This window comes from Bacteroides sp. An322, assembly GCF_002161765.1.
Classification (GTDB): domain Bacteria; phylum Bacteroidota; class Bacteroidia; order Bacteroidales; family Bacteroidaceae; genus Phocaeicola; species Phocaeicola merdavium.
Map to the genome: position 1 here is coordinate 1 of NZ_NFIN01000028.1, position 24,147 is coordinate 24,147.

General features: G+C 43.9%; 20 protein-coding genes and 2 pseudogenes. 17 read left to right on the forward strand and 5 right to left on the reverse strand.

Annotation, left to right across the window (positions count from 1 at the left end; translation table 11 throughout):
- Positions 1-342: 342 nt before the first annotated feature.
- Positions 343-444, forward strand: coding sequence for a smalltalk protein (locus B5F91_RS15230; protein ID WP_158099889.1), 102 nt, complete (start codon positions 343-345; stop codon positions 442-444).
- Between the two features lie 9 nt (positions 445-453).
- Here the strand turns inward: B5F91_RS15230 and B5F91_RS12600 are convergent, their stop codons facing one another.
- Positions 454-1,038, reverse strand: a complete 585-nt coding sequence (locus tag B5F91_RS12600; RefSeq protein ID WP_087429429.1) for a DUF6621 family protein — start codon at positions 1,036-1,038, stop codon at positions 454-456.
- Positions 1,039-1,240: 202 nt separating this feature from the next.
- On the opposite strand from B5F91_RS12600, the gene clpB reads away from it, so the two are divergent.
- From clpB to B5F91_RS12625, 5 genes are all read left to right on the forward strand, one after another.
- Positions 1,241-3,829, forward strand: a complete 2,589-nt coding sequence (gene clpB, locus B5F91_RS12605) for an ATP-dependent chaperone ClpB (protein WP_087429430.1) — start codon at positions 1,241-1,243, stop codon at positions 3,827-3,829.
- A gap of 367 nt (positions 3,830-4,196) precedes the next feature.
- Entirely contained in the window at positions 4,197-5,222 is a 1,026-nt protein-coding gene (mltG, locus tag B5F91_RS12610) for an endolytic transglycosylase MltG (RefSeq protein ID WP_087429431.1), read from the forward strand.
- 103 nt (positions 5,223-5,325) lie between these two features.
- On the forward strand, positions 5,326-7,338 hold the full coding sequence (locus B5F91_RS12615) for a transketolase (protein WP_087429432.1): 2,013 nt from the start codon (positions 5,326-5,328) through the stop codon (positions 7,336-7,338).
- A gap of 1 nt (position 7,339) precedes the next feature.
- On the forward strand, positions 7,340-7,774 hold the full coding sequence (gene rpiB / locus B5F91_RS12620; protein ID WP_087429433.1) for a ribose 5-phosphate isomerase B: 435 nt from the start codon (positions 7,340-7,342) through the stop codon (positions 7,772-7,774).
- A gap of 202 nt (positions 7,775-7,976) precedes the next feature.
- Positions 7,977-9,026 (forward strand): DUF4468 domain-containing protein, encoded by a 1,050-nt coding sequence (locus B5F91_RS12625; RefSeq protein ID WP_087429434.1) that lies wholly within the window; start codon positions 7,977-7,979, stop codon positions 9,024-9,026.
- Positions 9,027-9,105: 79 nt separating this feature from the next.
- Here the strand turns inward: B5F91_RS12625 and B5F91_RS12630 are convergent, their stop codons facing one another.
- The 4 genes and pseudogenes from B5F91_RS12630 to B5F91_RS12645 form a co-directional block, all read right to left on the reverse strand.
- Positions 9,106-10,722 carry an ATP-binding cassette domain-containing protein gene (locus B5F91_RS12630; protein ID WP_087429435.1) on the reverse strand — a complete coding sequence of 539 codons (1,617 nt, stop codon included), beginning with the start codon at positions 10,720-10,722 and terminating at the stop codon, positions 9,106-9,108.
- A gap of 279 nt (positions 10,723-11,001) precedes the next feature.
- Positions 11,002-11,319, reverse strand: a pseudogene (locus B5F91_RS12635) (AraC family transcriptional regulator); the annotation flags it as partial.
- Positions 11,320-11,397: 78 nt separating this feature from the next.
- Positions 11,398-11,832, reverse strand: coding sequence for a nucleoside deaminase (locus B5F91_RS12640; protein ID WP_087429451.1), 435 nt, complete (start codon positions 11,830-11,832; stop codon positions 11,398-11,400).
- 8 nt (positions 11,833-11,840) lie between these two features.
- A complete protein-coding gene (locus B5F91_RS12645) occupies positions 11,841-12,074 on the reverse strand; it encodes a hypothetical protein (protein WP_087429452.1) in 234 nt (77 codons plus the stop codon).
- Positions 12,075-12,188: 114 nt separating this feature from the next.
- Between B5F91_RS12645 and B5F91_RS12650 the strand changes: the two genes are divergently transcribed.
- The 11 genes and pseudogenes from B5F91_RS12650 to B5F91_RS15525 all read left to right on the forward strand — a co-directional run bounded on the left by B5F91_RS12650 (position 12,189) and on the right by B5F91_RS15525 (position 23,910).
- The gene (locus B5F91_RS12650; RefSeq protein ID WP_087429453.1) at positions 12,189-12,554 is read left to right on the forward strand and encodes a YraN family protein; all 366 of its coding nucleotides are present in this window, start codon (positions 12,189-12,191) and stop codon (positions 12,552-12,554) included.
- Between the two features lie 64 nt (positions 12,555-12,618).
- On the forward strand, positions 12,619-13,356 hold the full coding sequence (locus tag B5F91_RS12655) for a biotin--[acetyl-CoA-carboxylase] ligase (RefSeq protein WP_087429436.1): 738 nt from the start codon (positions 12,619-12,621) through the stop codon (positions 13,354-13,356).
- A 21-nt stretch (positions 13,357-13,377) separates the two neighbouring features.
- On the forward strand, positions 13,378-14,697 hold the full coding sequence (locus B5F91_RS12660; RefSeq protein ID WP_087429437.1) for an MATE family efflux transporter: 1,320 nt from the start codon (positions 13,378-13,380) through the stop codon (positions 14,695-14,697).
- 153 nt (positions 14,698-14,850) lie between these two features.
- A complete protein-coding gene (locus B5F91_RS15455; RefSeq protein WP_239416435.1) occupies positions 14,851-15,090 on the forward strand; it encodes an RNA polymerase sigma factor in 240 nt (79 codons plus the stop codon).
- 32 nt (positions 15,091-15,122) lie between these two features.
- Positions 15,123-15,422, forward strand: a complete 300-nt coding sequence (locus tag B5F91_RS15460; RefSeq protein WP_239416436.1) for a sigma factor-like helix-turn-helix DNA-binding protein — start codon at positions 15,123-15,125, stop codon at positions 15,420-15,422.
- A gap of 1 nt (position 15,423) precedes the next feature.
- Positions 15,424-15,584 (forward strand): annotated as a pseudogene (locus B5F91_RS15465) (site-specific integrase); the annotation flags it as partial.
- A 36-nt stretch (positions 15,585-15,620) separates the two neighbouring features.
- The gene (locus B5F91_RS12670) at positions 15,621-17,081 is read left to right on the forward strand and encodes an ATP-binding protein (RefSeq protein WP_087429438.1); all 1,461 of its coding nucleotides are present in this window, start codon (positions 15,621-15,623) and stop codon (positions 17,079-17,081) included.
- Between the two features lie 438 nt (positions 17,082-17,519).
- A complete protein-coding gene (locus B5F91_RS12675) occupies positions 17,520-18,512 on the forward strand; it encodes a FecR domain-containing protein (RefSeq protein WP_087429439.1) in 993 nt (330 codons plus the stop codon).
- A 253-nt stretch (positions 18,513-18,765) separates the two neighbouring features.
- Entirely contained in the window at positions 18,766-22,131 is a 3,366-nt protein-coding gene (locus B5F91_RS12680) for a TonB-dependent receptor (protein ID WP_087429454.1), read from the forward strand.
- A 13-nt stretch (positions 22,132-22,144) separates the two neighbouring features.
- Positions 22,145-23,692, forward strand: a complete 1,548-nt coding sequence (locus B5F91_RS12685) for a RagB/SusD family nutrient uptake outer membrane protein (RefSeq protein ID WP_255376673.1) — start codon at positions 22,145-22,147, stop codon at positions 23,690-23,692.
- Positions 23,668-23,910: a RagB/SusD family nutrient uptake outer membrane protein gene (locus B5F91_RS15525; RefSeq protein ID WP_255376674.1), complete on the forward strand. Its 243-nt coding sequence runs from the start codon at positions 23,668-23,670 to the stop codon at positions 23,908-23,910. Before B5F91_RS12685 ends, B5F91_RS15525 begins: the two co-directional genes overlap by 25 nt.
- Positions 23,911-24,147: the final 237 nt, after the last annotated feature.

Genomic DNA, 24,147 nt, shown 5'->3' on the forward strand with positions numbered 1-24,147 from the left:
TTGTTAGATTTGTTAGATTTGTTAGATTTGTTGTTTTAGTGATTAGTTGATAATTGGTTGTTATAAGCTATTGATTATCAATGTCTATATGCAATTATCTTCCCAATCGCATGTTTATTAACAGATTTTCACGCCTTAGCGATACCCGATTTTTGGCGGACGGAGGAGAATGGCGTACCTTTGCAATATGGAAATTTTCAATTTACCAACCATTGTCATGCTGAACTAACACTGTAGGGGCAGGGTTCGCCTGCCCGGATACGCCCACAGATGCATACGCGGATGTATTCAGGGCGGGCAGACCCCGCCCCTACAGGTTTAACTACTAAACTTTACTGAACTATGGAAAACAAGAAGAAAAACATTTGGGGGATTATTATCCAAACGCTGATTACTATCTTGACCGCCATCGGGACTTCATTAGGAGTCACTTCGTGCTTGTAAGAAATTTTCCTACAATTCGTCAGCACGGATGCCTAACGCCTGAAGGACGGCGAAGCCTAACATCTCGAAAGCGTATTTCCCTTGGTAAACGGGAGGGTTCATGCCGAACACGGTCACGCCTTCTTTGCCCTCCCCTACCTTATTTATATAGGAAGCCAACCGCTCCCCGTATCCGTCTTCATCGGGGACGGCTATCACCCGCCGCACTTCCTTCGACTCGCCTAACAATTGGAACGACTCGAGGAACAAATCTTCGCGCGTGGCGAAACCCGAAGGCTGGAAAGCGTACAGGGAAAATTCGCCTAACTGGCTCTTGAAAGCCGTGGCGTGAAGCTCTTTCTCTAAATCGGAAGGGTCGCAAAACGAGAAACGCTTATCCGCCTCATCGTAGATGAAAATGACTTGAACCTTATTCTCGCCCAAAGGAACTCCGGCATCCAGCGCAAGGCATTCCAAAAGGACAGCCAAATGGGCTTTAGGCAATTCACGCTTGACAAGCGGGGCGAAATGTTCGGTCAAATCTGTTCCTACACGTTCCAAATAGGTTGCGTCGACCAGCATCACGACGGGTTCAAAAGGTATTTTCTTTTCCATATCAATCTATATCTATCTGTTTTCGGGATAAAGATACGAAAACTTTACTGACAATTTGTACATGCATCGGACATTCTTGCAGATTTATTTTCTAACCTACTGACATTTAGGCAGATATACATCCATTTTCTTGCGTGGCAAACTATTTGAAGAAGATTAGGCGTAATCACTTAACCAAGAAATTAAGAAAGGAGAATACGATATGAACTTTAACAACTTTACAATCAAATCGCAAGAGGCTGTGCAGGAAGCGGTCAATCTGGTACAGAGCCGCGGACAGCAAGCCATCGAGCCGGAACATTTGATGACGGGGGTGCTGAAGGTGGGCGAAAATGTAACCAACTTTATTTTCCAGAAACTCGGCGTCAACGGCCAGCAAATCGCTACGGTGCTCGACAGGCAGATAGCTTCCTTGCCCAAGGTATCGGGAGGGGAACCCTACCTGAGCCGTGAAGCGAACGAAGTGTTGCAGAAAGCCGTAGACTACTCGAAGGAAGTGGGTGACGAATACGTGTCGCTGGAAGCCATCCTCTTGGCGTTGCTCAACGTGAAGAGCACTGTCTCGACAATATTGAAAGACGCGGGCATGACCGACAAGGAATTGCGTGCCGCTATCAACGAATTGCGCCAGGGACAGAACGTCACTTCGCAATCGAGCGAAGACACCTACCAGTCGCTCGGCAAGTATGCTATCAACCTGATTGAGGCAGCCCGCAACGGCAAGCTCGACCCCGTAATCGGACGTGACGAGGAAATCCGCCGGGTGCTTCAGATATTGAGCCGGCGTACGAAGAACAACCCGATTCTGATCGGTGAGCCGGGTACGGGTAAGACCGCCATTGTAGAAGGATTGGCACAACGTATCTTGCGCGGCGATGTGCCCGAAAACCTGAAGAACAAGCAACTCTATTCCTTGGATATGGGTGCGCTGATAGCAGGAGCCAAGTACAAAGGCGAGTTCGAGGAACGTCTGAAATCGGTCATCAACGAGGTGAAGAAGTCGGAAGGCAACATCATCCTCTTCATCGATGAAATCCATACGTTGGTAGGCGCAGGCAAGGGCGAAGGCGCGATGGATGCAGCCAATATCCTGAAACCGGCATTGGCGCGGGGAGAGCTTCGGAGCATCGGCGCCACCACCCTCGACGAATACCAGAAGTATTTCGAGAAGGACAAGGCACTGGAACGCCGGTTCCAGACCGTCATGGTGGACGAACCGGACACGGCAAGCTCTATCTCCATTCTGCGTGGCCTGAAGGAGCGTTACGAGAACCATCACCAAGTGCGTATCAAAGACGAAGCCATCATCGCCGCCGTGGAATTGAGCAACCGGTACATCACCGACCGTTTCTTGCCCGATAAAGCCATCGACCTGATGGATGAAGCCGCGGCTAAGTTGAGAATGGAACGCGACTCGCTTCCCGAAGAACTGGACGAAATAGAACGCCGGTTGAAACAATTGGAAATCGAGCGTGAAGCCATCAAGCGGGAAAAAGACGAAGCCAAACTCGCCCAGCTAAACAAGGAGATAGCCGAACTGAAGGAACAGGAGACTTCGTACAAAGCCAAATGGCAGAGCGAAAAGGAACTGGTGAACAAGATTCAGCAGAACAAGAAGGAAATCGAGCAACTGAAGTTCGAAGCCGACCGAGCCGAACGCGAGGGCGACTATGGCAAGGTAGCCGAAATCCGATACGGGAAATTGCAGGCGTTGGAAAACGAAATCAAGAGCATCCAAGAAGACCTGAAGAGAAAGCAGGGCGATAATGCGATGATTAAGGAAGAAGTGACCGCCGAAGACATCGCCGATGTGGTATCGCGCTGGACGGGCATACCCGTAAGCAAGATGCTGCAAAGCGAGCGCGACAAGCTGCTTCACTTGGAAGACGAACTGCACAAGCGGGTGATCGGACAAGACGAAGCCATCGAAGCCGTAGCGGATGCCGTGCGCCGGAGCCGTGCGGGATTGCAAGACCCGAAACGCCCTATCGGTTCGTTCATCTTCCTCGGTACGACGGGTGTAGGTAAGACCGAGCTGGCGAAAGCTTTGGCGGAATACCTGTTTGATGATGAATCCTTGATGACGCGTATCGACATGAGCGAGTATCAGGAAAAGCATACCGTCTCCCGTCTGATTGGAGCGCCTCCGGGCTACGTAGGCTATGATGAAGGCGGACAATTGACCGAAGCCGTGCGGCGGAAACCGTATTCGGTGGTGCTCTTCGATGAAATCGAGAAGGCACACCCCGACGTGTTCAACATCCTGCTTCAGGTATTGGACGACGGACGGCTGACCGATAACAAGGGACGTACGGTGAACTTCAAGAACACCATCATCATCATGACCTCCAACTTGGGAAGCTCGTACATACAGAGCCAGTTTGAAAAGATTGACGAGCGGAACCATGACCAAATCGTAGAGGAAACCAAGAAGGAAGTGATGGAGATGCTGAAGAAGACCATCCGTCCGGAGTTCTTGAACCGTATCGATGAAATCATCATGTTCCAGCCGTTGGATAAAGACCAAATCAAGCAGATTGTGCGCTTGCAAATCAACGGCATCCAGAAGATGTTGGCGGATAACGGCGTAACGCTTCAGATGACCGATGAAGCCATCGAGTTCCTTGCCACGGCAGGATTCGACCCTGAGTTCGGCGCGCGTCCGGTAAAACGTGCTATCCAGCGTTACCTGCTCAATGACTTGTCGAAGAAACTCTTGGCTCAGGAAGTGGACCGCACGAAACCGATTGTGGTAGAACGCAGTGCCGACGGGCTGAAGTTCCGAAACTAAGCTAATCGCACAATAGCACACATAAATGTCATCCTGAACATCGTGAAGGATCTCGAAAGCACAAGCTGATGCACACGAGATTCTTCACTTCGTTCAGAATGACATTACTTTTTGAGACTAATGTCCGAACCGATAAAGACTACATCCTAAATAAAACAAATAAATCCCTGCTACGAGCACCATTCCGACTACCACCAGCCATGGTTTGGGTTTTCCTATAAAAATGCCTGTTTCCATATCTCCACTTTCTTTTTTGCAAAAATAAACACGGGATATATCAAATTCATTTCAAACAGATGACAATCCTGCACTTGCATAATGAAAAGAAATACACTATCTTTGTCCCAAACTTGGACTGAAACACAACATGAAAAAGAAAACCCTGCTTATCACTTTCGGCATCCTGCTCGTTCTTGCGGCATCGGGTGCAGTTATTGCATACACTTGCATCCTCAACCGCCCGCTTCAGATAGAAAACAACACCTTCATATACATAGACAACGATGACAATATAGACTCGGTATACTATAAGCTGGAAAAAGAACTGCAAGCTTCCAGCACAACCGGATTCCGCCTGCTTGCCTCATACAGCCATTATGCCGACCATATCCATACGGGAGCTTATCGTTTCGGTCCTCAAGAGCGAACTTGGCATATATTCAAACGCTTGCAAGCAGGAGTCCAAACGCCTGTAAAGCTTACGATACCCAGTGTACGGACTATCGGAAAACTATGCAAGACCGTATCCCGGCAAATTATGGCAGACTCAGCCGATATAGCCCGGCTATTGAACGACAGTACGTATTGTGCCACGTTAGGCTATAATGCCTATACACTTCCAGCATTGTTTATTCCCAACACATACGAAGTATATTGGAACATGGATGCCAACGGATTCATAACCCGTATGCAAAAAGAACATAAACGGTTTTGGAATGAAAAACGCATGAATCAAGCCAAAGCCATCGGACTTACCCCTACAGAAGTCAGCACATTGGCATCCATTGTGGAAGAAGAGACTGCCAACAACGCAGAAAAACCCGTTGTAGCAGGGCTTTATATCAACCGCCTGCACCGGAATATGTTGCTTCAAGCCGACCCGACCGTAAAATTCGGACTTCAAGCATTTGATTTACGCCGAATCCTCAACAAACATCTGGAAAGCGACAGTCCATACAACACCTATAAACATGCCGGACTTCCTCCCGGCCCCATCCGCATCCCCAGCATCCAGGGGCTGGAAAGCGTATTAAATTACACGCACCATGATTATTTGTACATGTGCGCAAAAGAAGATTTCTCAGGCACTCACAACTTTGCCCGCACCTTAAACCAACACCTTGCCAATGCCCGCCGCTATCAGCAAGCTTTAAACCAGAAAAATATCCGATAAAGACAAGATAAAAAAATTTTTAATATAAACGCATGAAAATTGCGTCTGAATATTTATTCTTCCAAGATTTTCTTTATCTTTGCAAAAACTAATATATCCAATAATGAAAAACAGTAAAGAACTTATGAACCGTGCAGCCGATAACATCCGTATCTTGGCTGCTTCAATGGTAGAAAAAGCAAAATCCGGACACCCGGGTGGTGCAATGGGTGGTGCAGACTTTGTAAATGTACTTTTCTCGGAATTTTTAGTTTATGACCCCGAAAATCCTCGTTGGGAAGGTAGAGACCGTTTCTTCCTTGATCCGGGACACATGTCGCCAATGCTGTATTCAATACTGTCATTGACCGGCAAATTTACAATGGATGAACTGCAACAATTCCGTCAATGGGGAAGCCCGACTCCGGGACACCCAGAAGTAGACGTAATGAGAGGCATCGAAAACACTTCGGGCCCGTTAGGTCAAGGACATACCTTTGCCGTAGGTGCCGCCATTGCCGCTAAATTCTTGAAAGCTCGCTTGGGCGATGTAATGAGCCAAACCATTTATGCATACATCTCAGACGGCGGTGTACAAGAAGAAATCTCACAAGGTGCCGGACGTATTGCCGGACACTTGGGACTGGACAACCTGATTATGTTCTACGATTCAAACGACATCCAATTGTCTACTGAATGTAAAGACGTAACCGATGAAGACGTTGCCAAGAAATACGAAGCTTGGGGCTGGAAAGTCATCACTATCAACGGAAACGATGCCGATGAAATCCGTGCCGCTCTGACCGAAGCAAAAGCTGTTACAGGCCAGCCGACTTTGATTATCGGTAAGACCATCATGGGTAAAGGCGCACGCAAGGCGGACAATAGCAGCTATGAGCACAACTGCGCTACACACGGTGCTCCTCTTGGCGGTGACGCATATACCAATACGATTAAGAATTTGGGAGGTGACCCTGAAAACCCGTTCCAAATCTTCCCGGATGTAGCAGAACTCTACGCAAAACGCCGCGAAGAATTGAAAGCTATCGTAAGCGAACGCTATGCGGCTAAAGCTGAATGGGCGAAAGCCAACCCCGAATTAGCGGCTAAAATGGAATGCTGGTTCTCTGGCAAGGCACCGCAAGTAAATTGGGAAGCTATCCAGCAAAAAGCAGGTTCGGCAACACGTGCCGCTTCGGCTACCGTACTCGGCGCATTGGCAGAACAAGTGGAAAACATGATTTGCGCATCTGCCGACTTGTCTAATTCAGACAAGACTGACGGATTCTTGAAAAAGACTCATGCATTCACGAAAGATGATTTCAGCGGTGCATTCTTCCAAGCTGGTGTAGCCGAATTGACCATGGCATGCTGCTGCATCGGTATGGCATTGCACGGTGGCGTTATCCCCGCATGCGGTACTTTCTTCGTATTCTCTGATTACATGAAACCAGCCGTACGTATGGCAGCCCTGATGGAAATGCCCGTGAAGTTCATTTGGACACATGACGCATTCCGCGTAGGCGAAGACGGCCCTACTCACGAACCGGTAGAACAAGAAGCACAAATCCGCTTGATGGAAAAACTGAAAAACCACAAGGGACACAACTCGATGTTGGTTCTCCGTCCGGCAGATTGCGAAGAGACCACTCAAGCATGGAAATTGGCAATGGAAAACACCACCACTCCTACCGCTTTGATTCTCTCTCGCCAGAACATCGCCAACCTGCCCGAAGGCAATGACTATACTCAAACCGCTAAAGGTGCTTACATCGTAGCCGGTTCAGACGAAAATCCGGATGTAATCCTCTTGGCATCAGGTTCGGAAGTATCTACTTTGGTAGCCGGTACAGAATTGTTACGTAAAGACGGAATCAAAGTACGCATCGTTTCTGTTCCGTCGGAAGGCTTGTTCCGTAGCCAAAGCAAAGAATATCAAGAAAGCGTGCTTCCTGCCGGAGTAAAGAAATTCGGTCTGACCGCCGGACTTCCTGTAAACTTGCTCGGATTGGTAGGAACAGAAGGAAAGATCTGGGGATTGGAGTCATTCGGTTTCTCTGCTCCATACAAAGTATTGGACGAAAAATTAGGCTTCACCGCAGAAAACGTGTACAACCAAGTAAAAGCCATGCTCTGATATGAAACCGATAGGATTGGCTTCCGACCATGCAGGCTTCGAATTGAAGCAATATGTAAAGCAATGGCTTGAAGCAAAAGGTTGGGAATACAAAGACTTCGGCACCTATACCGCCGAAAGTTGCGATTATGCGGACTTCGCTCATCCCTTGGCACTTGCCGTAGAAGCGGGCGAATGCTATCCGGGTATCGCTATCTGCGGAAGCGGAGAAGGCATCAGCATGACCCTGAACAAACACCAGGGCATACGCGCCGCACTTTGCTGGATTCCCGAAATTTCCCACTTGGCACGCCAACATAACGATGCCAATGTATTAGTCATGCCGGGACGCTTCATTGATAACGAAATGGCAGATAAAATCATGACTGAATTCTTCAATACAGAATTCGAAGGAGGACGTCACCAGAAACGCATTGATAAGATGCCGGTACGTTAATACTGGCAGATTTTCTATCCGAATATAAAGACACAAAGACACTGAGTTTATGGATTGCAAAATCCGTCTCGGTGTCTTTGTGTTTTTTGTACTTTTCAAGAATTCTGATAGGCTTTTTGTATTATTTAGGGCAGAAGTCAAACGTATTTTCCTTTTTCTTCCTATATTTGCTCTCCATAATAATCAATCAAATCATAACATCATGAAAAAACTATTGCTCATCCTTATGATATGTTTGCCCCTAACCGGCATGGCTAAGGATAAAAAAGACAATTCAGACCCGAAATATTTAGCGGGTGCCATTACGATGACCGACGGAAGAGTCACATTCAAAAAACAAATCAAAACGCCTGGACTATCCCAAACTGACATTTACAACCAGTTATTGGAATGGGCAAAAAAACGTTTTACACCTGAAGGAAAACTAAACAGTTTTGTTGCCTATACCGATGAAGAAAAAGGAGAAATAGCTGTATCTGCTGAAGAATATATCGTCTTTTCTTCTTCAGCCTTATCTCTAGACCGTACACGCATTTACTACCAGTTCCTGATTTATGCCCAAGACGGTCTATGCAATATCGAGATGACCCGAATCCGATATTGGTATGATGAAGCACGTGACGGAGGCGAAAAATATACTGCAGAAGAATGGATTACCGATGACATGGCACTGAATAGAAAACAGACCAAACTGGCTCCTATCTGCGGAAAATTCAGACGCGAAACCATAGACTTGAAAGATCAATTATTCCAACAAGTCGCTGACGCTTTAGGACAAAAATTATTGGATAATAATGCTTCCCCCACCCAACCAATAGCACAGGCAACTCCTCAAGCAACACCTATATCTGCAACGGGCGAATTGAAAGAGGTAAACATTGAACGGATTCCTTCGAACTTAAACGAACTAACAGCACAAGGACGTATCACTTTAACAGCTGAAAATGGAGAAACTATTGATATAAAGTCCGAGAGCTGGAATGGATTCGGTAAAATGTTCAATAAGGATGTTGCATATATCCTTATCGACCAAAGCCGTATAGCAGCTACAGCCCTCATGGAACAAAGCAATACTTACACGGTTTCATTCTATTTCAATCAAAATTCCCAACCGGCAATTGTCATTACTTGCAAAAAAGCAATGGCACAAAAAATGACTGCGGAAGAATTGAAATCATTGAATCAGAATGTAGATACATCCAAACAATATACCATGTATATTGGTGAAATTACCAAAACTGAAATACGATAATATATTGAGGGTGTGTCAAAATGAAAATTAATTTTCATTCGACACACCCACATTATTATATCTGCTTACTCATGTTCATTCAATCACCATACATCCGGGCACGCATTTCCTTGATATGGTCGGATGCGATATATTCATCGTATTCCATCATCTTGTCGATAATGCCGTTCGGAGTCAATTCGATAATGCGGTTAGCCACGGTTTCGATAAACTCATGGTCGTGTGAAGCGAAAAGGATATTTCCTTTATAAATCTTCAGGTTATTGTTGAATGCCTGAATCGATTCCAAATCCAAGTGATTGGTAGGCGTATCCAAAATCAGGCAATTCGCATTCCGAAGCTGCATACGGGCTATCATACAACGCATCTTCTCGCCTCCCGAAAGCACATTGACCTTCTTCAACACTTCTTCGCCCGAGAAAAGCATACGTCCCAAGAAGCTCTTCATATAGACTTCATTTCCTTCGCCGAATTGGCTCAGCCATTCCACCAAATTCAAGTCGCTCTCGAAGAAAGCGGTATTATCCAAAGGAAGATATGCGGTTGTAATCGTTACCCCCCAATTGTAATGCCCAGCCTGTGCTTTCCGATTACCATTGATAATCTCGAACAATGCCGTCATGGCACGCGGGTCACGGCTCAGGAAAACAATTTTATCTCCTTTCTCTACGGTAAAATTGACATCATTGAAAAGCAAAGTCCCGTCCTCGGTTTCAGCACGCAGACCCGATACTTCCAATATCTGATTGCCCGGCTCACGGTCCATGGTAAAGATTATGCCCGGATATTTGCGCGAAGAAGGCTTGATTTCGTCCACATTCAGTTTCTCCAACATCTTCTTGCGGCTTGTAGTCTGCTTGGATTTCGCTACATTGGCAGAGAATCGGCGGATAAACTCTTCCAGTTCCTTGCGCTTTTCTTCTGCCTTCGCCTTTTGGTTCTGTTGCTGGCGCAAAGCCAACTGGCTGGATTCGTACCAGAAACTATAATTACCTGCAAATAAATTCACTTTACCGAAATCTATATCGACCGTATGCGTACATACCGAATCAAGGAAGTGCCGGTCATGGCTTACCACCAATACCGTATGCTCGAAATCGGCAAGGTAATTTTCCAGCCATGTTACGGTATCCATATCCAGGTCGTTGGTAGGCTCGTCAAGCAACAAGTTATCCGGATTTCCAAATAACGCTTGTGCCAGCATGACCCGCACTTTTTCTTTTCCGCTCAAGTCACCCATCAGCATGTAATGCTTGTCCTCCTTGATACCCAATCCGCTCAACAGAATAGCCGCATCGCTTTCGGCGTTCCATCCTTCTAATTCGGCAAACTTTTCTTCTAATTCCGCCGCTTTCAGCCCGTCTTCATCGGTAAAATCGGCTTTCGCATACAAAGCCTCGCGTTGCTTCATGATGTCCCATAAGACCGTATGCCCCATCAAGACCGTATCAAGCACCGTATAGGCATCAAACTTGAAGTGGTCCTGGCTCAATACCGAAAGACGTTCGCCCGGACCTAAGGTCACACTTCCTTTTGTAGGTTCCATCTCCCCCGAAATCACTTTCAGGAAAGTAGACTTACCGGCACCGTTCGCACCGATAACACCGTAAATATTCCCATTGGTGAACTTCATGTTCACATCATTATACAACACTCTCTTACCAAATTGAACGGCAACATTTGAAACTGTTATCATCTTTTTACTATACCTATTATATATTATTTCAGGACAAAGATAATACAAAAAAGTGAGATACTGAGTAAATCACGGAAATATGATTGAAAGTTAATGATTTATGAGGTTTTGATGATTTTGGCAAGTGCCAACAAAAAATGTCTGAAAGCCAACTTGAACCTGAGTTACAATAAATGGACTTGATTCCACTCAAAACCAAGCCCACCCATTTGCATCATACTTTTCGGATTTTTACATGATGCTATTTATCGTTTTTGAAAAAACTTCGAACCACTAAACTTATAAATGTAAACAACGAAAATGATTATACTTACTTCGAAAACATTTACTAAAATAACCCGCATCCCTAAAACCGACAGCGTAAGCTATTTCAGAAATACTGAGCTCTGTTGTCTTTATCAATTGTTCAGCTTTATTCAGCCGGATTTCTTTTATAAAATCAACTGAAGCGACTCCCTACAGATTCTTCAATTTCTTAAAGAAGGATGAACGGCTTAATCCTACTGATTGCGCGATAGAATCTATATTGAAATCAGGATTATCAAGATTCTCCTCAATAATCATGCGGACCTTCTTCAAAAGTTCTACATCTTTCTTTTCAAATAGCTGGTTGCTTTCCTCATAAGAAATAACAGACTGGCTATCCAAAAAATCTCTCTGTGGTGAAACGTCCTATCATCGCCGTTTCCGAAAGAATTCTTTCATCAAATCGGCGCACTCGTCTTTCATGATGCCCGAAACCACTTCGGTCTTCGGATGCAATGCTGCGGGAGCATAACGCATATAACCGCGCTTCTCATCCTCGGCACCGAATACCAACTTACCTACCTGTGCCCACGCTATGGCACCGGCACACATCACACACGGCTCTACCGTCACATAGAGCGCACAATCATTCAGGTATTTGGCTCCTAATGCATTTGCCGCAGCCGTAATGGCTTGCATCTCGGCATGAGCCGTCACGTCGTTCAACGTTTCGGTTAAATTATGCGCACGGGCGATAATACGGTTTTGGCATACAATCACCGCACCTACCGGCACTTCTCCCCTTGCCGATGCTTTCTCTGCCTCAGCCAATGCCTGCTTCATATAAAATATATCGTCTGCCATCTTTTCCGTCACCTCCGCATATCGTGTTCCTTGAATAAAGTGGGATAATCCTCCTCCATTTTCTGATGAATAAACGTCAATACTGTCTCCCGAAACCAGCGTGCTTTATTGGTTATCTGATAATGTTTCAGATAACGGTCGATAATCTGTGCCTCTTCCTCGCTGAGCAGGCACACCATCCGTTGCTTCCGCGGAGAAGCCGAGGAAGGCACTTTCTTTCTCTTTTTTCCGTTGTTCGTCATCATGCGTACAAAATTAACGCATTTTCTTCATTTGCAAAACAGATGCGGATTAAATTTAAAAAAGCACAGAAAATACAATTAGATTGTGTACCTTTGCACACAAAAAAGAACAATATGGCAGAACATAACGAGCTTGGAAAAGAAGGCGAAGACGAAGCGGCACACTATCTTACCGAACGAGGCTATCACATCCGGCACCGGAACTGGAGGCGAAGACGGAACGAACTGGATATTGTGGCGGAAAAAGACAACCAACTGATTATTGTGGAAGTCAAGACACGGCGAAACGAAGCGTACGGACATCCCGAAGACGCCATTACCAACCGCAAGATACGCACATTGGTATCGCTCGCCGATTCGTATATCAAGAAATTCAAGCTCGACCTCCCGGTGCGTTTCGATGTCATTACGGTTGTAGGCAATGAACCTCCTTTCCGCATCGAACACATTGAAGAAGCTTTTCTGCCTCCTATCTGGTAAAAATCCAATTCACCGTAGAGGACACAGAGGAAACAATTTTTAATTCTCAATTTTCAATTTATATATGAACTATCCCGAACCTATCTTCTTACAAAAAACCACTTCCACCAATACATATCTTGCCGGTTTATGCGACCGCATGCCCCAACCGGAACTGACCTGCGTATATACTTCCTACCAAACATCCGGACGCGGACAACGGGGAAACAGTTGGGAATCGGAACCGGGTGCGAACCTGCTGTTCAGCTTTGTAGTCTATCCTTCCTTCTTGGAAGCCGGACGCCAATTCTTCCTTTCGCAAATCACTGCACTTGCCCTTACCAATGTGCTTTCGGATTACACCGAAGACATCTGCATCAAATGGCCCAACGATATTTATTGGAAAGACAAAAAACTATGCGGCACACTGATTGAGAATGACCTGACCGGCACCTCCATCAGCCGTTCCATATCGGGCACAGGCATCAACCTGAACCAAACACAATTTTTGAGCGATGCACCCAATCCGGTCTCGCTCACGCAAATCACCGGACAAACATACAATCCGACCGACATCCTGCACCAAGTGATGCAACGCATCAGCTGGTATTACCGCCTGTTGCAAGACGGACATACCACAGAAATAGCCGAACGCTACAAACGGATGTTGTACCGCAAAGAAGGACTCCACACTTACCGGGACTGTGAAGGAAGTTTCCTTGCCCGTTTCCGCGACATCGAACCTTCGGGCAGACTGGTGTTGGAAGACTCGAACGGACAATGCCGCAAATACCTGTTCAAGGAAGTTACTTTCGAACTTTAACCCTCTTATACCTTATTATATATGTCACCTACCAACCAACGCATTCTCCATATAGCCATTCCTTCCATCATTTCGAACATCACCGTTCCTTTATTGGGATTAGTGGATGTAACCATAGTCGGCCATCTTGGGTCGGCATCCTACATCGGTGCCATTGCCGTAGGAGGAATGCTATTCAATATGATTTACTGGATATTCGGCTTCTTACGTATGGGGACAAGCGGACTTACAGCGCAGGCATACGGTGCACAAGACTTGCCCGAAGTGACCCGCACGCTGCTCCGCTCGTTAGGTATCGGCATCGCATTGTCACTTGCTTTGTTAGTGTTGCAATATCCCATCCGCACCATAGCCTTCCACTTGATTGACGCCAGTCCCGAAGTGCGCAATCTCGCCTCGCTTTATTTCCACATCTGTATTTGGGGCGCCCCTGCCACATTGGGATTATACGGCTTTACAGGCTGGTTCATCGGTATGCAGAACTCACGTTTCCCGATGTACATCGCCCTTACGCAAAACGTGGTGAACATCATCGCCAGCCTGTTCTTCGTGTTTGCCTGCGACATGAAAGTAGCGGGCGTGGCATTGGGCACCCTCATCGCCCAATATGCAGGACTCTTCATGGCATACGCACTTTGGCTCCGTTTCTATCGTCCCTTGCGGAAATACATCGAATGGAAACACGTCTTCACACACGAGGCTATGTCACGTTTCTTTCAAGTGAACCGCGATATTTTCCTACGTACACTTTGCTTGGTGGCGGTCACCGTATTCTTCACTTCCACAGGAGCGGCGTATGGCGATGTAACCCTTGCCGTCAACACTTTGCTAATGCAACTTTTCACCCTGTTCTCTTACATCATGGACGGATTTGCATACGCCGGAGAAGCTTTAACGGGAAAATGCATCGGTGCACGAAACTCAAACGAACTCCGCCTCACCGTCCGCCACCTTTTCGGTTGGGGCATTACTCTTGCGTTTGCCTTCACTCTCTTGTACGGCATCGGCGGAAAAGGTTTCCTCGGACTCTTAACCAACGAACGGACGGTCATCGAAGCCTCATCCGCCTATTTCTATTGGGTGCTTGCCATCCCGTTGGCAGGATTCTCCGCCTTTTTGCTCGATGGCATCTGTATCGGAGCTACCGCCACGGGCATCATGTTGAAAGGCATGTTCACGGCATCCGCTGGCTTTTTCCTCATCTATTATGGGCTAAACGGCTCGCTAGGCAACCATGCCCTATGGCTCGCATTCATTTCTTACCTCGCTTTGAGGGGCATAATGCAGGCATGGCTGGTCAAACGAAAGAAATCGGAACTTTTTAATGAAATAAAAAAATAAATCATTACCATTATTCATGATAAACAAGAGAAAATTATTTTTTTCTTTACCTCCCCGCCTCAGCAAGTTTTTCGTATCTTCATACAACAAGTTTTCATTTTAAATCGTATCTTTGCCCAACGCATTTAACCTAATATTGTATCGGAAAACACTATGGACGAAAAAGACTTAATACAAAAACTTAAATCCGGTTCGGCTGCTGCTTATAAAGAGCTTTATGAGCAATGGGTTTCCCGACTATATGGGTTCGTCTTCCGCTATATTAAGTCGGAAGACGCTACCGATGACATCGTACAGGAGACTTTCCTACGTATTTGGATTAACCGTAGCAGACTAAATCCTGAAAGTTCGTTTAAATCATATTTATTCACCATTTCTTGGCATCTCTTTTAAAGGAATTGCGCAGACAATTGAACAACCCTTCCATGGGAGAATACATTGAGTACCAAAACGATTTGTCTGTATCAGAAGAATACATTGAGAGTAACATTGATTTCGAGCATTTCCGCATCGCTCTCATACAAGCTAAACAAAAACTTTCTCCACGGCAACGGGAGATTTTCGAACTAAATAAAGAACAAGATATCCCCGTAGCAGATATCGCTACACGTCTTTCCATCAATGAACAAGTGGTGCGCAACCAACTTTCAGCAGCACTTAAAACTATCCGCACTGAATTGCAAAACCATGCTTTCTTACTGAGCATTTTCTTACTTAACTTATAAAATAAACACATAACGAAGTGGCAGAAAAGGTAAAGCGTAGCAAATAAACTGAAAAAAGAAAATCCGAGAGGAAGTGAACCGCCATTATCAGGAACTAATGCAAACGGACGGGTATGTCACCGCTGCAAAACCCAAAGACGCCTACCTTATATCGGTGTCAAGTAAACCGACTATTATTTGTTGAAAACAACAGATAATATGACCAATCTCAAGCAAGCATTACCACATGCAAATTCTTCTATTTTCACATGCAATTTCCAAACTTTAAATTTATGTTCAAGCGAACATAGCAAGTTGTGTTTTGGGCATCCGAAATATTTCCGGAGCTCAAATGTAACTGATAATACAAGGCAGGAGGTGGCAAATGCTATCCGTAAGATTGAACCGGCAATAGATGTGGAAGTGGAATATGTAGAGTTACCCGATAAACCGGATAATTATGTTATTGCCATTTACTTCGATTCCAATAATTTCAAGAATGGACCGTATTCGTTTGATGGTAGAGCTTTCTATAAAGTGGAAAGTACGACTGCGTTGATGCCAAGACAGATGTATGAGGAACGTCTGAGAATCAGCAATCCTCAGCGATTTAGTTGGGAAAATACGCCCAATTCCGAAATAACCGTTGATGATATTGATACAGAACTCTTATACCAAACACTGCATAACGGAATAGGATCAAGGCGTATTCATGCTTCGGCAATGACATTGCAAGACCCAATGAAGATTATGCTTAAACTCGGAGTTGCAAGAAAGGATGGTATGATATTGAATGCTGCAAATGTATTGTTCGGTAAAGAGCCTTCTTTATTACACCCTCAGTGTAAAATCCGTTTAGCTCGCTTTGAAGGAACGGACAAAAGAGTATTTCGTGACCAGACGGTTTGTGAAGGAAATTTGTTTGAACAGTATGATGCTGTTATGGATTTCTGTTTGAAGCATTTGAACCTATCTGGCAGAATGGATAGTAAATTCAGACAAGATACACTAACTGTGCCTTATGAAGCTATAAAGGAAGCTACAATCAACATGTTATGCCATCGTTCTTGGAATGCTGAAAATACGACTCCAAGTCTGGCTATTTACGACGACCGCATTGTATTCCAGAATCCTGGATCATTTCCTCTGGGTATGACATGGCAGGACTTTGTGAATGAGCATATTGGTTCTTTACCAGCCAACCCCACTATAGCAAATGTATTCTATCGGCGTGGCACGATGGAGGCTTGGGGACGAGGTATAGGTCTTATTATGGAAAGCTGTAGAGAGCAGGTACTTCCAACACCGGAGATAAAAGTTGTTCCACCGTTTGTGAACCTTACAATATGGTTTAAGCACTCATTGACTTGGGGTGTGAAAACATCTATACCCCAAGTGGAAGATTCTTACACTCCAAGTCACACCCCAAGTGATGATGATTTCACCTCAAGTCATAACGAAATACATAATCAGTCGAATATCATTACACCCCAAGATAAGGTGTTTGAATTTTGTAAATCACCGAAGAGTATCGTTGAAATAGCCGCAATGCTTGGAGTGAATGACAGAAGATGGGTACGAAAGAAATATATTGCTCCATTTATCGGCACAAAACTTCAAATGACCATTCCTGATAAACCCAATAGCCAAAATCAGAAATATGTCAGTATTGAAAAGTGATATGGAATATGGAAAGTAGCCAATCTCTTTGTTCTATCAAGGATATTGGCTACTTTTCCACAAGAGCTATTTGACAGCAAAGCATAGCAAAACGCTGAAAATTGTACGGTTTTTAAGTCGTTACCACTACTTTTTAAATAGTCATCTAAAAGTCTATTCATCAAACGGTTACGTAACTATTCAGATGACATAATTGCATCTTAGTAAGCATTCGATAAACTACAAGTTTTGAACCTTTATATACAACAATAGCGACTGTCACTATGAACCTAATAGTTGCAGTCGCTATTGTTTTGTTGGACCTATATGTTGCATATGGTATTAGTTGTAAGCATTCGAATAAATGCTTACTCTATTTCTGTTTTTATAACATATAAATTATCATGTTATAAATCTTCTTTTTGCGGATATTACTGGTAAATCAACGATAATTCAAAGATGAACACACATAATAACAACTTAGAAAACCTGTTACGGAAATACCACTTCGGACAATTATCGAAAGAAGAATTCGAAAAATTGAAGGAAGAGGTAAATCATTCGGATGATGAGAATTTAAAAAACCTTCTTCAAAAACACTGGGAATCGTACGAAGAAGATTATCCGTTGCAAAAAGCAAAAAAAGCTACGTTGTATCATGCCATCGAACAGAAAATGCATATCCCGATGTTTGTCCGAATACGCACACATTGGTCACAAATTGCTGCGGGATTGTTGTTACTACTCAGTGTTGGTATGTCTGTTTTGTTCTACTCTCAACGGCAGGAATTACAGCAACTTACTTCACGTAATGTTGTCATTCGTTCTAGCGAATCTCCTTCTTCCGTAACCTTACCCGATGGCACTAAGGTAAGACTAAACACACGTTCTTCACTTACCTATCAACAAGATTTCGGACGTGAAGACAGACGGGTGGAACTTTCAGGCGAAGGTTACTTCGATGTGAAACGCGATGAAACAAAACAATTTGTAGTGCAAACAGACTTTATTGATATTACGGTATTAGGCACCTCGTTTAACGTATATGCTTACGAAGACAAAGACTTTTTAGAAATGGCATTAGTGGAAGGAAGTGTATGCGTAAATACCATACAGCCACCTTACAAAACTCTGCACGCCCGCCCAAACGAAAAAATTACCTATAACAAACATACTGGTGAATTAACATTAGAAACCACTTCTAATCGCACGGAAACAGCATGGACAAAACCCGAATTGGCGTTCAGACATACACCACTGCATGAAGTATTCCGTACATTAGAGCGTAAATTCAACGTTACTGTCAGCATATCTGACACAACTCTCTTTAGCGATACATACACAGGCACATTCAAAAAATCGACACTAGAAGACATACTAAACGTACTGAAACAACATTACGGATTTAATTATACTAGCACCAATGATACGATACATATCGATATGAAATAAATATAATTTAGAGCATTAACTTAATAAACGGAAACTTATGAAAACATGACGACCCATGAAAAAGCAAAAACCTCCGGACAATCGGTAAATCGCCCGGAGGAAGGAATCAGTCCACAAACTATGTTGCAGCATAGTTTACATTTACGAACCAATTATCCACAATATCATGAAAAAGAAAACAAATCAAAGCTTTTCAGATGACAAAGGTAGCGAAAAACATGGTATATCCCGCTATCTTGCGCTATCTTTATGTATGTTAACTTTTATTGGAGCATCTGCTCAAACGGGCAAAGTAACCCTAAAAATAGAAAATGCACCAGTAAAAGAGTTATTCAACGCAATAGAGAAACAAAGTTCCTATCGTTTCTCTTATCGGGATGCAGACCTCAAAGGCAAACAGAATGTAACAGTTTCTTCGCAAGACGAAAACTTGAAAGACGTATTAACACGCGAGCTTGCCAAACAAGGCTTATCCTATCGTGTACAGGACAACCTTATCATTATTTTGCCTGTATCACAACAAAAATCCACAACCAGCAAGACAAACAAAATAACAGGAATAGTAAAAGACACTAATGGCGAACCAATTATCGGAGCCAACATCACCGTAAAAGGTCAATCAATAGGTACAATCACAGATATAGACGGGCAATTCACACTAGATGCCCCCGAAGACGCCGTGTTGCAAATATCTTATATTGGATACGTAGCACAAGACATCCATACAAAAGGAAAGAAAGAATTCAATGTGATGTTGGAAGAAGATTCCGAAATGTTAGATGAAGTCGTAGTGGTAGGTTACGGTAGTATGCGAAAAAGAGACCTGACAGGTGCGGTAAGTTCTATCGACAGTAAAAAGTTCGAGAAAGACGCTCCACGTAGCGTAGAAGACTTGTTGAGAACAGGTGTCCCTGGACTGAATATTGGCTTGTCGAATACAGCAAAGGGTGATGTTGATTTGAATAGTTCGGTGCAGATACGTGGTCAACGCTCGCTAAAAGCAGGCAACGGACCGCTAGCTGTATTGGACGGAATCATCTTTCTAGGCGAACTTTCAGAAATCAATCCGTCGGATATCGACCGTATCGATGTATTGAAAGATGCTGCATCTGCTGCTATTTACGGTGCTAAATCAGCCAATGGTGTCATCCTTATTACTACCAAAAAAGGACAAACAGGCAAACCTGTAGTTCGATTTGATGCAAGCATAGGTTTTGCTACCATGGGCGCAAATCGGGAAGTGTACGACCCTGAAGGATACTTGCAATATCGTTCAGACTATTTTAACAGTTCGAATAACTTCCAAACTCCTGCCAAATTTGTGCGTCCGACAACCGAAAATCTGAAAAAATACGGTATGAGTATAGAAGAATGGAGAGCCATGGATAACCTGCAAGGAAGTGACGAAGACATCTGGTTACAACGTATCGACCTGACTGATACGGAACGCGAAAATTACTTCGCCGGAAAAACAAACGACTGGTATGATACATCTTTCCGTACCGGTATACGCCAAGATTATAACGCAAGTCTTTCAGGTTCCAGCGAAAACTTCAGCTATTATTGGTCGCTCGGCTACATGAACAGTACCGGTGTAATTGAAGGAAATGAATACGAATCTTTACGTTCAAACTTGAAATTGGACGCAAAGGTCACTGACTTCTTGGAAATGGGATTGAACATCAACTTCCAAAACCGTTCAGACGGAGACTTTACAGTATCATGGCGCGAACAGATTATCCGAAACACCCCGTATGCTTTGGCTTACGATGAAACCGGAAGTCCAATCCGTCACCCAATGGGAGAATCTGGCATGAATCCCGGATGGAATGACGCATTCGACCGCCAATATAAATCCCTTGATAAAGGTTCAACGGTATTTAATGGAACAATCTACGCCAAGATAAAACTTCCATTCAATATTAGTTACCAAATGAATTTCTCACCCCGTTCACGTTGGTATCATGACCGTTATCATGAATCGTCACAGAATCCTAATTATACCCATAACGGCGAAGTCATACGTGAACAGACCCAATATTTTAGTTGGCAATTGGATAATATGATTAAATGGGATTATACATTTGCCGACAAACATACGGTCAACGTAACTTTGCTGCAAAATGCAGAAAAGCAATTATCATGGCAAGACCGTATGACGGAACTGAACTTATTGCCTACCGATGCATTAGGCTTCCATTACATTAACGGTGCGGACATGACACGCTCGAAAATGGAGACCAATGACGAACAAGTGACAGCAGATGCATTAATGGCACGTGTATTCTATTCGTATTCCAATCGTTATATGATTACGGCATCTATCCGACGCGACGGATATTCAGCATTCGGGAAATCCAATCCGCGGGCAACTTTCCCTGCCGTAGCCTTAGCTTGGAACTTTGCTGACGAAGAGTTCTTCAAATGGAAACCTATGAATTACGGTAAACTGAGATTGTCATGGGGTAAAAACGGTAACCGCGACATCGGTAAATACGAAGCACTTGCTAATATGACAACCGGACAAGGCAAATATCCTTATATTACCTCTAGTGGTTCTATCTTAGAACTGAGTCAGCTTTATGCCGACCGTATGGCAAACCATGGACTGAAATGGGAAACTACCACATCATGGAACGTAGGTCTTGACTTTGGCTTCTTCAACAACCGTATCAACGGTAGTATGGAATATTATTATATGCCAACCACCGACTTGATTATGAGCCAAAGCCTGCCTTCTGTATCGGGTTACACAAATGTTACCACCAACTTGGGTGAAGTTGTCAACAAAGGTTTTGAACTGTCTGTAAACACACTGAACATCAGCCGTAAGAATTTCGATTGGAGTTCTATATTCAGTTTTTCGTTGAACCGCAATGAAATCAAGCATCTCTATTATGAATACGAAGATGTATTGGATGCAGATGGACATGTAGTAGGCAGTAAAGAAAAAGACGACATCACCAACAACTGGTTCATCGGACAACCGGTAGGCGTGATATGGGATTATAATGTAATAGGAGTTTATCAGGAAAACGAACGCGAAGAGGCTGCTAAATATGGTCTGGTTCCGGGTGATGCAAAAATAAAAGATAATTACGATGTAGAGTCTCATAGATATACCAACGAAGACAAAGAATTCTTAGGACAAACAACACCAAAATTCAGATGGACGTTCCGCAATGACTTTACTTTATTCAAAGATTTAAGCCTGTCGGTAAGCATTTATTCTTATTGGGGACATAAAGGAACAACAACCGACTATATGAATAACTCGAAAGTGAACGGGTGGTCTGCTGACCGCACCAATGCTTACGTCACCGAATATTGGACACCTGAAAATCCGTCCAACACTTATTGCCGACTGAATTCGACTAATCCGCAGAACGTAACCCCACCGTTAGTTTTGGATAAGTCTTTCATTCGATTAGACAACATCTCATTGTCATGGAATGTGCCGCAAAAGTTCTTAAAGCCTCTTACGATTTCATCCTTAAGAGTCTACGGAAGCATCCGAAACGTGGCTTGCTGGACAAAAGAATGGGACTATTGGGATCCTGAAATCTCAGACGGTCCTTCACCTCGCACATTCACATTGGGAGTAAGTTTAACTTTATAAAAAACGAATTGTTATGAAACGTAATTACATACATTTTATTAAATATGCAATCTGCATAGGATTACCTCTTTTAAACTCATGTTCAGATGATTTTTTAGAGCCGAAAGCCTTATCTTTCTTCGAACCGACCAGTACCTTTACCACCCGTGAAGGTCTGCAGGCCGCCTTGACCAGTTGTGACAGGCAAGCTGTTTATGTATTTATGGGAGAAGGTGCCCCCATTTATACCGACCTCTCTTTCTCGGAAGTTGTGGTTAGTAGAAAAACGGATAAATCGACCCCAGCACAGAACATGGACATATCGCTAACGCCGACTTCAAATAACAATAACGTAGACTACAACAAGACCGGCTGGTTTTGGGACGATTGGTACAGAGCTATCCGCTTCGCCAATACAGTCATATCAAATATAGACAACGTAGAAGGACTAGACGCAGAAATACACGACCAAATGCTATCTGTAGCCTATTTCCATCGCGCTTGGCGTTATTATAATTTGATATTCCAATTTGGCGATGTCCCCTTCCTGACCAAAGAAGCCGTAGGACCTAAGTTCAACTATCACTCCACAAAAATGGATGTGATTATCGGCAAAATGATAACTGATTTGGAATATGCCGTAGAACATGCTCCTGTTACAGCCAATTATGGAAATATCACCCGAGGTGCTTGCCGCCACTTGTTGGTAAAATTCTATTTGGCAGCTGGAGAATTTGACAAAGCTATAGAACAAGCCAATATCCTGATAGACCAATCGGGATATGCATTGATGAAAGATAACTTCGGAACATTCATCAATCCGATGCCTAATATCCATCCCATCACACGAAATGTTATTTGGGATCTTCACCGTCCAGAAAATAAGGCGATTCCCGAAAATACAGAAGTCATTTGGGTAATGACACAAGATGATGATTTAGACAATAGCCGCTTAGCAGGACAAACCATGCGTACAGCTGTACCTTGGTGGTCTGCCACAAACAACCAAGCCATACTAACCCCCGATGGAGAAGTGGGAATGAGTTGCAGTTATGTATATACGCACGACAAATTAGATTTGCGTAAAACATACGGACGAGGAGTAGCCTTCTTTGGAGGGACATGGTATTCTACCCACTCTATATGGGACGATTCGAATGACCTGCGGCACAGTTCAGAATCCGGCAACTGGATGCGTATGGAAGACTTGGTCTACAACGAACCGTCTCTAGAAGGCAAAAGCCAATGGTATGGCAAACATCTGCAACTATACGATGATAAAGGCAATATTCTTTGTCCGGATACCATCGCCAACTGGTTCGACTGGCCACATTACAAACTATGGATTGAAGACAAACGCCAGGAATTGCAAAACAATTATAACGGAGGTGCAGCCAACTGGTATATTTTCCGCTTGGCAGAAACTTATTTATTGCGTGCGGAAGCTTATTTTTGGAAAGGAGACAAACAAAAAGCAGCAGATGACGTAAATGAAATAAGAAAAAGGGCACATTGTACTAAAATGTATAGCGCAAACGACATGACCATGGCACTATTATGGACGAAAGAGCCAGAGAACTGACCTATGAAGAACTTCGTCATGTAGAACTTGTACGAATTTCTTATATCTTTGCCGAAACAGGCCAAGCTGATGAATTCGGAAAAACCTATACGCACAATCGCCTATCGCAAGACAGCTATTGGTATGAACGGGTGAACAGATACAATAATTTCTATAATAAAGGTGTAGTTACCAACTATGGAAACGAATTTAAAATCAGCCCGTATCATATCTTCTGACCCATTCCTCAATCGGCTATCGACGCTAATCGCACAGGACGCATCAACCAAAACTACGGTTATAGCGGTTACGAATATAACGAACCGCCTTACTCGACCTTAGAAGAAGCTGTTTCCAACGAATAAGAATCCCTAAAAAATCGGCCCGAAAACACATAATACATAAACTACAAAAGAGCCTGGAATAGAAGTTCCTTTAAAATTCGTTCCAAGCTCTTTTCATTCAAACTGTAACAA